13 protein-coding genes are annotated in these 11,118 nt (G+C 67.2%); 12 read left to right on the top strand and 1 reads right to left on the bottom strand.

What is annotated here, in order from left to right; genetic code table 11:
• Window positions 1–248 precede the first annotated feature (248 nt).
• The gene (gene ppa, locus CXY80_RS09055; protein ID WP_092106945.1) at window positions 249–740 is read right to left on the bottom strand and encodes an inorganic diphosphatase; all 492 of its coding nucleotides are present in this window, start codon (window positions 738–740) and stop codon (window positions 249–251) included.
• A gap of 45 nt (window positions 741–785) precedes the next feature.
• Between ppa and tilS the strand changes: the two genes are divergently transcribed.
• The 12 genes from tilS (at window position 786) to panC (ending at window position 11,092) form a co-directional block, all read left to right on the top strand.
• Window positions 786–1,760, top strand: coding sequence for a tRNA lysidine(34) synthetase TilS (tilS, locus tag CXY80_RS09050; RefSeq protein WP_104132303.1), 975 nt, complete (start codon window positions 786–788; stop codon window positions 1,758–1,760).
• A gap of 28 nt (window positions 1,761–1,788) precedes the next feature.
• A complete protein-coding gene (gene hpt, locus CXY80_RS09045; RefSeq protein ID WP_092451772.1) occupies window positions 1,789–2,361 on the top strand; it encodes a hypoxanthine phosphoribosyltransferase in 573 nt (190 codons plus the stop codon).
• A gap of 82 nt (window positions 2,362–2,443) precedes the next feature.
• A complete protein-coding gene (gene ftsH / locus CXY80_RS09040; protein WP_104132302.1) occupies window positions 2,444–4,453 on the top strand; it encodes an ATP-dependent zinc metalloprotease FtsH in 2,010 nt (669 codons plus the stop codon).
• A gap of 6 nt (window positions 4,454–4,459) precedes the next feature.
• Window positions 4,460–5,029 carry a GTP cyclohydrolase I FolE gene (folE, locus tag CXY80_RS09035; RefSeq protein ID WP_092451776.1) on the top strand — a complete coding sequence of 190 codons (570 nt, stop codon included), beginning with the start codon at window positions 4,460–4,462 and terminating at the stop codon, window positions 5,027–5,029.
• The gene (gene folP, locus CXY80_RS09030) at window positions 5,026–5,916 is read left to right on the top strand and encodes a dihydropteroate synthase (protein WP_199182243.1); all 891 of its coding nucleotides are present in this window, start codon (window positions 5,026–5,028) and stop codon (window positions 5,914–5,916) included. The genes folE and folP overlap by 4 nt, the downstream gene beginning before the upstream one ends.
• The gene (folB, locus tag CXY80_RS09025) at window positions 5,913–6,275 is read left to right on the top strand and encodes a dihydroneopterin aldolase (RefSeq protein WP_104132300.1); all 363 of its coding nucleotides are present in this window, start codon (window positions 5,913–5,915) and stop codon (window positions 6,273–6,275) included. The genes folP and folB overlap by 4 nt, the downstream gene beginning before the upstream one ends.
• Window positions 6,272–6,805: a 2-amino-4-hydroxy-6-hydroxymethyldihydropteridine diphosphokinase gene (folK, locus tag CXY80_RS09020; protein WP_104132299.1), complete on the top strand. Its 534-nt coding sequence runs from the start codon at window positions 6,272–6,274 to the stop codon at window positions 6,803–6,805. Before folB ends, folK begins: the two co-directional genes overlap by 4 nt.
• Window positions 6,802–7,278: a DUF3180 domain-containing protein gene (locus CXY80_RS09015; RefSeq protein ID WP_092451784.1), complete on the top strand. Its 477-nt coding sequence runs from the start codon at window positions 6,802–6,804 to the stop codon at window positions 7,276–7,278. Before folK ends, CXY80_RS09015 begins: the two co-directional genes overlap by 4 nt.
• On the top strand, window positions 7,271–7,807 hold the full coding sequence (locus CXY80_RS09010) for a PH domain-containing protein (RefSeq protein ID WP_233195197.1): 537 nt from the start codon (window positions 7,271–7,273) through the stop codon (window positions 7,805–7,807). The genes CXY80_RS09015 and CXY80_RS09010 overlap by 8 nt, the downstream gene beginning before the upstream one ends.
• Window positions 7,804–9,465, top strand: coding sequence for a PH domain-containing protein (locus CXY80_RS09005; protein WP_104132298.1), 1,662 nt, complete (start codon window positions 7,804–7,806; stop codon window positions 9,463–9,465). Before CXY80_RS09010 ends, CXY80_RS09005 begins: the two co-directional genes overlap by 4 nt.
• The gene (locus tag CXY80_RS09000) at window positions 9,462–10,223 is read left to right on the top strand and encodes a Rossmann-like and DUF2520 domain-containing protein (protein ID WP_092451788.1); all 762 of its coding nucleotides are present in this window, start codon (window positions 9,462–9,464) and stop codon (window positions 10,221–10,223) included. Before CXY80_RS09005 ends, CXY80_RS09000 begins: the two co-directional genes overlap by 4 nt.
• Window positions 10,220–11,092: a pantoate--beta-alanine ligase gene (panC, locus tag CXY80_RS08995; protein WP_104132297.1), complete on the top strand. Its 873-nt coding sequence runs from the start codon at window positions 10,220–10,222 to the stop codon at window positions 11,090–11,092. The genes CXY80_RS09000 and panC overlap by 4 nt, the downstream gene beginning before the upstream one ends.
• Window positions 11,093–11,118 lie beyond the last annotated feature (26 nt).

The following is an 11,118-nucleotide window of genomic DNA, read 5'->3' as shown; positions in this document are numbered from 1 at the left end:
GCGGGATCGCGCGATGGCCAGCAGACCAGTGCGACGACCGCACCAGCACTTGGCGGATTTTCTGATGTAGCCCCCGCGGGTGGGGGCCCCGAGCCAGACACCAAAAAGGGGGCTCCTGCCGCCGGATAACCGGTGACCGGAGCCCCTGTTCGTAGCGCCCGCCTGCTGTTTCGCGCTGAGGGGGCGCAAACCGTTCAACCGAAACCGGTTTTAGGTCGATTTGGGCCCCCTCAGGAAGGTCCTGCGGGCTAGTGGCCCTCTTCGGCCAGCTTCGCGATGCCGTCAACCACGATCTGGTTGGCTTCGGCGGCGTCACCCCAGCCCTCGGTCTTGACCCACTTGTTCGGCTCGAGGTCCTTGTAATGCTCGAAGAAGTGCTCGATTTCCTTGCGGGTGTACTCCGGAATGTCGAGGACATCCTGAATGTGGTCCCAGCGCGGGTCGCCAGCCGGAACGGCGATGACCTTGGCGTCTGAGCCGCCGTCATCGGTCATGTTGAACACGCCGACCGGACGCACGGAGACGCCAACGCCCGGGAACAACGGGTAGTCGAGCAGCACGAGAACGTCGACCGGGTCGCCGTCGAGGCCGAGGGTGTTCTCGAAGTAGCCGTAGTCGGTGGGGTACATAAAGCTCGTGTAGAGCACGCGGTCGAGATAGACCCGGCCGGTCTCGTGGTCCACCTCGTACTTATTGCGGCTCCCGCGGGGGATTTCGATAACTGCGTCGTATTCGGCCATGGCGTTGTTTCTCCCTTGATCTAAGTCTGCGGATAACGTTACTGGATGGAATCCACCCGCCGCCCGCGTCTGACCCCGGCCATCGCCGATATTCGCCGGGCCGTGCGCGCGTTGCTGCCGACCGAGGGGCTCGTGCTTGTTGGACTCAGCGGCGGCGCCGATTCGCTCGCGCTGGCCGCGGCGACCGCCTTCGAGGCCGGGCGCGCGGGTATCCGTGCCGGCGCGGTCATCGTCGATCACAATCTGCAAACCGGTTCAGCGGATGTCGCAGTCGCAGCCGCCGAGACCGCCCGCCAGCTTGGCCTCGACCCCGTGCTCGTCTGGAGCGTGACGGTCGACGGCGACGGAACCGGCCCGGAGGCGGCCGCACGCACCGCACGCTATGCGGCGTTCACTGCGGCGCTCGAGCAGACCGGGGCGAGCGGCGTGCTGCTCGGTCATACCCTCGACGACCAGGCCGAAACCGTGCTGCTCGGGCTAGCCCGGGGCTCCGGGCCGACCAGCCTGCGCGGAATGGCGGCGCAAACCGGGCCGATTTTACGACCGTTGCTGGGCATCCGTCGCGCCGCTACCCGGCAATTTTGTGCGGATGCCGGCCTCGTGCCGTGGACCGACCCGCAGAATTTCGACCCGCGCTATGCCCGGGTGCGTGCGCGCGAGACCGTGCTGCCGCTGCTGGAAAGCGAGCTCGGTCCCGGCGTCGCCGTGGCGCTCGCCCGCACCGCTCAGGCGCTGCGCGAGGATTCCGACGCGCTCGATGAGCTTGCCGACGCGGTCGCGCGCAGGCACTGGGCTCATGGCACGATCGACGCGGCCGCTCTCGCAGCGCAGCCGGCTGCGGTGCGGCAGCGCGTGATCCGATTGGGAGTGGAGCAGGAGTGTGGGGTGTGGCTCGACCGGCGGCAGACCCTGGCGGTGGCGGCCCTCGTGACCGATTGGCATGGACAGGGGGCACTCAGCCTGCCGGGTATTAGAGTTATACGGCAGGGCGGATTGTTGATTTTTTCCGTGCCAGCATAAATCTGAAGAAATGGACTGCACCTTTCATATGGAACCTCGCGACATTGACGGCGACCTCACCGAGATCCTGATCAGCGAGGAGCAGATCCGCGATCGCCTGGCCGAAATGAGCCGCGAGATCGAAGCCGACTACGCCGGCACCGATCTGCTGCTGGTCGGCGTGCTCAAGGGCGCCGTCATGGTCATGGCTGATCTGGCCCGCGAACTGCGCCACCCGATCACGATGGACTGGATGGCGGTCAGTTCCTACGGCTCCGGCACGCAATCCAGCGGCGTCGTGCGCATTCTCAAGGACCTCGACACCGACCTGTCCGGCCGCAACGTGCTCATCGTCGAGGACATCATCGACTCCGGCCTGACCCTCTCGTGGCTGCTGGCGAACCTGAAAACCCGCGGTCCGGCATCCATTGAAATCTGCGCACTGCTGCGCAAACCGGATGCCGCGCGCGTCGACATCGACGTGAAATACGTCGGATTCAACATTCCGAACAAGTTCGTGGTCGGTTATGGCCTCGACTATGACGAGAAGTACCGCAACCTGCGCTCGGTCGGAATTCTCGCCCCGCACGTGTATTCCACCGTCGCGGCCGCCGCGCTCTAACAGCGTTCGGCTCTGCGCCCGAGTTTTCCTTTGGGCGAACACACGGCATTCCCTTGTAAACGCGCGCTAGCCTGAGGTCACCATGAACGTCAAGAAGCTACTCCGCGGCCCCATTTTGTACATTGTGCTCGCCGTCATCGCCGTCTGGGTGGGGTCAAGCCTCATCACCATGTCCGGATTTCGTGAGGTCAGCACACAAGAGGGCCTGAGCTTTCTTGAATCGGGCAACGTCGCCGAGGCGACTATCGTCGATGGCGAACAACGCGTCGACCTCACGCTGACCAAGGCCAGCGGCGACCTCGGCACCCAGGTTCAGTTCTATTACGTTGCTCCGCGTGGTGAAGAGATCATCACCGCGGTGACCGCAGCAAACCCGAAGGACGGCTTCACCGACGAGGTGCCGCAGCCCAACTGGGTGCTCTCCGTACTGAGCTTCCTGCTGCCCGTGCTGCTGATCGGTGCCTTCTTCTGGCTCATGATCTCGATGCAGGGCGGTGGCAGCAAGGTCATGAAGTTTGGCAAGTCCAAGGCCAAGCTCGTCTCCAAGGAAAGCCCACAGGTCACCTTCGCCGACGTCGCCGGCGCCGATGAAGCCATCGAAGAGCTCGAAGAGATCAAAGACTTCCTCAAGGAGCCGGCCAAGTTCCAGGCGGTCGGAGCCCGCATCCCCAAGGGCGTTCTGCTGTATGGCCCTCCCGGGACCGGAAAGACGCTGCTGGCCCGGGCCGTGGCCGGCGAGGCCAACGTGCCGTTTTACGCGATCAGCGGCTCGGACTTCGTGGAAATGTTCGTCGGCGTCGGAGCCAGCCGCGTGCGTGACCTGTTCAGCCAGGCCAAGGAAAACGCCCCGGCCATTATCTTCATCGACGAGATAGACGCCGTTGGTCGTCACCGTGGTGCCGGAATGGGCGGCGGCCACGACGAACGCGAGCAGACCCTGAACCAGCTGCTGGTCGAGATGGACGGCTTCGACGTGAAGGCGAACGTCATTCTGATCGCCGCCACCAACCGACCAGACATTCTTGACCCCGCTCTGCTTCGCCCTGGCCGGTTCGACCGGCAGATCGGCGTTGATGCGCCCGACATGCTCGGTCGCAAGCGCATCCTCGAGGTGCACTCCAAGGGCAAGCCGATGGCCGACGGTGTTGACCTCGAGGTCCTCGCCCGTAAAACGCCCGGCTTCACCGGCGCCGACCTGGCAAATGTGCTCAACGAGGCCGCTCTGCTGACCGCTCGCTCGAACGCCCAGCTCATCGACAACCGGGCCCTGGACGAGGCCGTCGACCGGGTCATGGCCGGACCGCAGCGCCGCACCCGCGTGATGCGCGACAAGGAAAAGCTCATCACGGCGTACCATGAGGGTGGCCACGCCCTCGTCGCGACCGCCATGAACTTCACCGACCCGGTCACCAAGATCACAATTCTGCCGCGCGGCCGGGCCCTCGGCTACACGATGGTCATGCCGCTTGAAGACCGCTATTCGGTCACCCGCAACGAACTGCTGGACCAGCTGGCCTACGCCATGGGTGGCCGTGTCGCCGAGGAGATCATCTTTCACGACCCGACCAGCGGCGCGTCCAACGACATCGAGAAGGCCACCGCGACGGCCCGCAAGATGGTCACCGAGTTCGGCATGAGCGCGGTCGTCGGTCCGCTCAAGCTCGGCCAGGGTTCCGGTGAGGTGTTTCTCGGCCGCGACATGGGCCACCAGCGCGACTACTCGGAGCGCGTGGCCGAGAGCGTCGACCGCGAGGTGCGCCAGCTGCTCGAGGACGCCCACGACGAGGCCTACGAGGTTTTGATCAAGAACCGCGTGATCCTGGACGACCTCGCCACTGCACTGCTCGAGCACGAAACGCTCGACCAGACCGCTCTCGCCGAGATCTTCGCCAACGTCGAAAAGCTCCCGTCGCGCCCGCAGTGGCTGTCGAGCGACAAGCGCCCCGTGTCTGACGTGCCGCCGATCGCGATGCCGGCTCCGAAGGCTCCCATCGACGGTGCCGCCGTCGACGGTGGCATCACGAGCGGTGACGCCGCCCCCGCCAAACCAAAACGCGCGCCGGCCCGCAACCCCCGCCCCGCGACCGCTTAGGCGCCCGTGGCGGTGGACAGGGCACGCATCGAGGCGGCCGTTTCAGAGATTCTCGCCGCAATCGGCGAGAATCCGGAACGAGTCGGCCTGGAGAGCACGCCGCGACGAGTAGCGGATGCCTACGCCGAGTTCTTCGCCGGCCTGGACCAGGACCCGCAGGAGCTCCTGCAGGACTTCGTTCCGGTCGGGGACAGCACCGGGGAACTCGTGCTGCTGCGCGACATCGCCTTTCGGTCCATCTGTGAACACCACCTGCTGCCGTTCCTGGGCACCGCCCACGTGGCCTACCTGCCACGGGGCCGGGTCGTCGGCCTCGGCCGGTTGCCCGCCGTTGTTGAAACCATCGCAGCCCGGCCCCAGCTGCAGGAGCGCCTGACCGAGGAGATCGCCGGCGCATTGCAGGACGGCCTCGACCCGCTCGGCGTGCTCGTCGTGCTCGATGCCGTGCACGGCTGTGTCGGCACCCGCGGCCCACGCCAGAGCGCGAGTTCGACCGTGACCATGGCTTCCCGCGGCGTGCTGACCGAGCCGACCGCCCGCGCCGAGATCATTGCCCTGATCGCCGCGGGCCAATGACTCTGATCAGGCCAGTGACTCTGATCAGGCCAGTGACGCTCATCATGGGGGTGCTCAACGTCACACCTGACTCTTTCAGCGATGGCGGACGGTGGGCAGCAACGGATGCCGCCATCGAGCACGGACTGCTGCTGCGCGCCCAGGGCGCCGACCTGATCGACGTGGGCGGTGAATCCACTCGCCCGGGTGCCACCCGCGTCACTCCGGCCGAGGAACAAAACCGGGTCATTCCGGTCGTCACCGAACTCGCCCGGCAGGGACTGCGCCTGAGCATCGACACGCTCAACGCCTCGACGGCCCGCGCGGCAGCGAAAGCCGGAGCGAGCATCATCAACGATGTTTCCGGCGGGTTGGCCGACCCCGACATGGCTGCTGTCGTCGCCGACACGGGCCTGAACTTTGTGGCCATGCACTGGCGTGCCCATGCCCAGCAGATGGACGCCCTCACGGAGTACGACAACGTCGTCACCGAGGTTATGGTCGCGCTCACCGCCCGGGTGGACGCGTTGACCGCCGCCGGCGTGGCGCGCGAGCGCATCGTGCTCGACCCTGGCCTCGGCTTCTCCAAGAAGACCGAACACAATTGGCAGCTAATCAACCGGCTAGATGCCTTCGCCTCGCTGGGGCTTCCGATCCTCGTCGGAGCCTCGCGCAAACGCTTTCTGGCGGCGGTTCTGCCGGACGGCGCTCCCGTGCAGGACCGTGACCTGCCGACCGCCGTGGTGAGTGTGCTGGCCGCACAGGCGGGCGCCTGGGCGGTGCGCGTGCACGACGTCGCCGGCACCCGCGCGGCGCTCAACGTACTGTCCAACGCCCGGCAATCGACGTCACCGGCCACCAATGAATTGTCGGGCGGGTCGTTCGAGTCCGACACAATGGAACCATGACTGATTCGATCACCCTCACCGGCCTGCGGGTGAACGCCCACCATGGCGTCCACGACTTCGAGAAAGAAAACGGCCAGGACTTCGTCATTGACGTCACCGTCTGGCTCGATCTGCTCGCGGCGGCGGCGAGCGATGACGTGACCCAGACCATCCACTATGGCGAACTCGCCGAGCAAATCACCGACGCAGCCAAGCACAACCCCGTCGACCTCATCGAAACCGTCGCCGAACGCATCGCCTCCGTCGTGCTGGCCCATCCACCGGCGCTCAAGGTGCAGGTCACGGTGCACAAGCCGCAGGCTCCCATCTCCGTGCCCTTCACCGACGTGGCTGTGCAGATCACCCGGGTACGGCCATGACCGGTGATCGAGTCGTTCTGGCCCTCGGTAGCAACCTCGGAGACCGGGAAACGACGCTCGCGAGCGCCGTGCGGGATCTCGCCGACCTGCCCGGCGCGACGCTCGTCGCAGTGTCGCCGAGCTACGAATCGGCAGCCGTAAAACTCGACGGTGTTGACGAGCGCGCCCCCCGCTATCTCAACGCGGTGCTCACGATCGATTACACCGGCGGCGCCTACGCGCTGCTCGACGCCGTCAACGCCATCGAGGCCGAGCACGGCCGGGTGCGCGCCGAGCGCTGGGGCGACCGCACACTCGACATCGACATCATCGCCTTTGGCCAGCTGAGCATCGACGACGCGCGCCTCACCGTGCCGCACCCGCGCGCGGCGGAACGCGACTTCGTGCTCGCCCCCTGGCTCGACCTCGATGAGCAAGCCACCGTTCCCGGCCGGGGCCTGGTGCGCGACCTGCTCGCCGCGACCGGCCAGACAGTGCGCCGGGCAACGGATGCCGCCACCCTCCACCCGGCACCGGGAACACCGCGATGAAGCGCTCGCACGCGACCGGGCTGCTCGCGGTGCTGCTCATCGGACTCGTGATCGGCTTTCTGCTCGAGATCGCGTTCGCGGCATCCGGTGCCCCCATCGTCGTTCCACCGGTTACCCTGCCGCTAACGCTCATCCTGTTGGCGGCCGTCGTCGTCAGTCTGGCCTGGCGGGTACGTCAGGGCAGCCGACGCAAGGCGCTGCGCCGCATCGACCCGTTCTGGGCGATGCGGGTGGCCGTGCTGTCGAAGGCGACCTCACTCTCGGCGTCCCTGCTGTTCGGCGGTTCCCTCGGCATCGTGCTGTACATCCTGACCCGATCCGTGGTGCCGGCGGTCACTTCGCTCTGGCTCGCGATTGGTACGGCGATCGGCGCGGCCGTCATGCTGGCGGCCGGCCTCGTGGCCGAACACTTCTGCACCCTTCCGCCCGACGACGACACCGATACCGACGAGCCCGGAGGTACGCGTGCCTGATTCCGACGATGTGAACCCACCCGAACACGCGCGGGTCGAACCGTCGGAACGGCTTGACCTGGTCGGCGTCGGCGAGTGGAAGCGGGTTTCCCCGAAGTACGTGCTGGTCGAGATCGTCGGCACCATTTTGTTCGGCGTCGTGGTCTGCGGCGGCGCCAGCGTGCTCTGGCTGCTGCTCGAGCAGACCTGGGCCTTGTGGGTCGGCCTCGCGGTGCTCCTGATGACCATTATCAACCTGGTGTTCGAACCGCGCCGGGTGCGCTCCATCGGCTATCTGCTGCGCGAGGATGATTTGCTCTTTCGCCGCGGCATCCTCTTTCAGCGCTTTGTGGCGGTGCCCTACGGACGCATGCAGCTCATCGATATCACCCGCGGCCCGGTGGCGCGCTGGCTCGGTCTGGCCGACCTCAAATTCGTGACCGCGGCGGCGACCGCCGGGGTCTCGATCCCCGGGCTGGCCGAAGCGGATGCCGAAAGTCTGCGCGACCGTTTGGTGGAGCTCGCCGAGATCCGCCGGGCGGGGCTGTGAGCGAGCCCGCCGTTCCGGCGCCACTCGCTGCACCGCGCACCGACCTCACCGACGGGCAGTGGCACCGACTGCACCCTGCGACACCACTGCTGCGCGGCGGCATTTTCATGGTGGCCGTGCTCGGCTTCGTGATCGCCAACCTGCGCGAACGGCTCATCGACCTGTTCCTGGGCGAGGAGAACTACGGCGGCGACCCGATCGATGAGATCTACCAGCGGGGCGGCACCGGGTGGGCGCTGCTCATCATCGCCGGCGTGCTGCTGGTCATAATTGTCGCGTTCTACCTGTCCTGGCGCATGCACACCTTTCGCATCAACGGAGAAGTCGTCGAGGTGCGCAGCGGCCTCGTTTTTCGCAGCAACCGCAAGGCGCGCCTCGACCGGGTGCAGGGGGTGAACCTGGCTCGGCCGTTGATTCCCCGACTGTTCGGAGCCGCCCGGCTCGACATCGCTGTCGCGGGTCAGGACGGCAACGTGCAGTTGGCCTACCTCGGCTCGAAATTAGCGGATGACCTACGCCGCGACATTCTGCACCTCGCCTCCGGCCTGCGGCAGAGCAGAGCGGCGGACGCCGCGCCACCACTAACCGTCCCGGCCGTGCTCGGCGGTGACGCCGCCCCCACCCTGATCGGCCCGCCCACGGCGCACTCGGCCCTCGGCGATTTCGCCGCGGCGCGCTACAACGAGTTTGTGGCCCCGGAACGGGGCCCCGACGCCGCCCCACCGGAGTCGGTCGTGCGCATTCCGCCCGGACGGCTGATCGGGTCGGTCGTGCTCAGCGGCTTCACCGTCTTTCTGCTCCTGGCCGGCATCGGGCTGATCGTCAGCGTGATCGCCGGCAGCAGCGGCTGGGTGCTCGTGGCCGTGCTTCCCGGCCTGATCGGCAGCGTCGGCTACTACTTCTCGCGCATCACCAAGCAGCTGCGGTTCACGATCGCGGGCACGGCTGACGGCGTGCGGGTCGGGTTCGGCCTGCTCTCCACGAGCAGCCAGACCCTGCCGCCCGGGCGTATCCACGCCATCAAGGTGTCCCAACCCATTCTGTGGCGTCGTTTCGGCTGGTGGCAGATCAACATCAACACAGCGGGGCACGCTGCCGGGGCGAGCGCGGGTAATCCAACGAGCACGGTGCTTCTGCCGGTCGGCACCCTCGCCGACGTCGAGAAGGTGCTCGAACTGGCCCTCCCCGGCTTCACCACCGATACCCATGGGGCGCTGGTCGAAAACGGCATGCTCGGCGGCCGCAAAGCTGATTCCGGAGTCGCCGATTTCTACAGCAATGCGCCATCGCGAGCTGTCTGGCTGCGACCCTTCTCCTGGTGGCGCACCGGCTGGGCGGTCTCGGGCAATGTCGCCCTGATCCGCCGCGGGGTGCTCTCCCGCGACCTGATCCTCGTGCCGCTCGCCCGCATGCAGGGTGTGAGCGTGAGGCAGGGCCCGATCAAGCGTCTGCTGCGCCTCGCCTCGGCCGACCTGCTCGCGGTCGCCGGCCCGGTCACGGCGTCGCTCAGCGTCATCGACGTCGATGAAGCGCTCGTGCTTTTCCAATGGATGTCCACCGGCGCGGTCAGCTCGGCGCTCGCCGACACCAGCCACCGCTGGAGCCGGGCCGACGAGGCCCCGAAGCCAGCCGCAGATCAATACGGAGAGACAGAATGAACGCCAAGCCCGGCCGCCTCGGCGTCGGAATCATCGGAGCCGGCCACGTCGGCCCCATTCTCGGCGCCGCACTCGCGGGTGCCGGCCACGCGATCGTGGGCATCTCAGCGATCTCGCAGGCCAGCCGTGATCGGGCCGAAGCCATCCTGCCGCTCGTGCCGATCCTCACCGTGCCCGAGGTGGTCGAACGCAGTGAGCTGGTCATCATCGCGGTACCCGATGCCCAGCTGGAGAGTCTGGTGCAGGGCCTCGCCGTGACGAACACCTGGCAGCCAGGCCAGCTTGTGCTGCACACCTCCGCCCGCTTCGGCACCGCGGTGCTCGCGCCCGCCCAGGCAGCCGGAGCGATCCCACTCGCCATCCACCCAGCCATGGCCTTCACCGGCACGAGCCTCGATTTGGCCCGGCTCGCGGACAGCTATTTCGCGGTGACCGCGCCCGGCCCGGTGCTGCCGATCGGGCAGGCGCTCGCGGTGGAGATGGGCGGCGAACCGCTCATCGTCGCCGAGGCCGACCGCGCCAGCTACGCTGAAGCCATCGAGATCGCCACCGCATTCTCCACGTCGATCGTCGAGCAGGCCACGCGGCTGCTCGCCGGAATCGGGATGGAGCAGCCGGGAGCCGTGCTGGGGCCGCTGCTTCGCTCCGCGATGGAGAACGCCCTCGGGCGCACGAGCCCGGAACGCCTCGACCTGACCGGGCTGGACGAAATCGCGCCCAGGCAGCATCCGCTTGACGACGACCGGACAATCGAATGAGCACGACCGAAGTGATCAGCACCATCACCGCCCTGCAACACCGGCTCGGTCAGGCCCGGGGCCGTTCGGCGCTGGTCGGCGGGGACACCCGCATCGTGCTCGTACCGACCATGGGGGCCCTGCACGCCGGGCACCTCGCGCTGGTGCGGCGGGCGCACGCTCTGGGCGACATCGTGGTGGTGTCGATCTTCGTGAACCCGCTGCAGTTCGGCGCCGGCGAAGACCTCGAGCGGTACCCGCGCACCCTCGATGCCGACCTGGCCACCCTTGCCGACGAGAACGTTTCGGTCGTGTTTGCGCCCACGGCCAGCGAAATGTATCCAGACAGCGCGAACGGCACGCGGGTGACCGCCGGCCCGATCGGCAGCGCCTACGAGGGAGCTGCGCGCCCGGGCCACTTCGACGGCATGCTCACGGTCGTCGCGAAACTGCTGGGCATCGTGGCACCGGACACGGCGGTGTTCGGTCAAAAAGACGGCCAGCAGGTTTTTCTCGTGCAGAGCATGGTTGCCGACCTCAACCTGCGCACCGCGATCGAGGTCGTCGAGACGGTGCGCGAGCCGAGCGGGCTGGCCCTCTCGAGCCGCAATCGCTACCTCGACGACGCCCAGAATACGGCGGCGCAAGCCCTGTTCGCCGGGCTCCGCGCGGCCGTGCAGGCGGCGCCGGCCGGACCCGCCGCCGCCCTCGCTGCCGCACACGCACGCATTGCCGCCCAGCCGCTGGTTAAACTGGACTATCTCGTGATCGTGCACCCGCAGACCTTTGTACCGGTCGACGACGCCTATCGCGGACCGGCCCGGATGCTCGTGGCCGCGCGGGTCGGTACCACCCGGCTGATTGACAACGTGCCGCTTGCCCTCGGGTAGGCAGCATCCGCTTTATTTCTGAACTG

Origin of the sequence: Cryobacterium sp. M91 (assembly GCF_002929615.1) — a bacterium.
Lineage (GTDB): Bacteria > Actinomycetota > Actinomycetes > Actinomycetales > Microbacteriaceae > Cryobacterium > Cryobacterium levicorallinum.
The sequence above is the reverse complement of the archived record's forward strand: the minus strand, read 5'-3'. Positions and strand labels throughout refer to the sequence as shown.

Excerpts from the sequence above, each read along its gene's own strand:
- ftsH (WP_104132302.1), top strand. The coding sequence starts at position 2,444 with ATGAACGTCAAGAAGCTACTCCGCGGCCCCATTTTGTACATTGTGCTC.
- tilS (WP_104132303.1), top strand. The coding sequence starts at position 786 with ATGGAATCCACCCGCCGCCCGCGTCTGACCCCGGCCATCGCCGATATT.
- panC (WP_104132297.1), top strand. The coding sequence starts at position 10,220 with ATGAGCACGACCGAAGTGATCAGCACCATCACCGCCCTGCAACACCGG.
- CXY80_RS09015 (WP_092451784.1), top strand. The coding sequence starts at position 6,802 with ATGAAGCGCTCGCACGCGACCGGGCTGCTCGCGGTGCTGCTCATCGGA.
- ppa (WP_092106945.1), bottom strand. The coding sequence starts at position 740 with ATGGCCGAATACGACGCAGTTATCGAAATCCCCCGCGGGAGCCGCAAT.
- CXY80_RS09000 (WP_092451788.1), top strand. The coding sequence starts at position 9,462 with ATGAACGCCAAGCCCGGCCGCCTCGGCGTCGGAATCATCGGAGCCGGC.
- folB (WP_104132300.1), top strand. The coding sequence starts at position 5,913 with ATGACTGATTCGATCACCCTCACCGGCCTGCGGGTGAACGCCCACCAT.
- folP (WP_199182243.1), top strand. The coding sequence starts at position 5,026 with ATGACTCTGATCAGGCCAGTGACTCTGATCAGGCCAGTGACGCTCATC.
- folK (WP_104132299.1), top strand. The coding sequence starts at position 6,272 with ATGACCGGTGATCGAGTCGTTCTGGCCCTCGGTAGCAACCTCGGAGAC.
- hpt (WP_092451772.1), top strand. The coding sequence starts at position 1,789 with ATGGAACCTCGCGACATTGACGGCGACCTCACCGAGATCCTGATCAGC.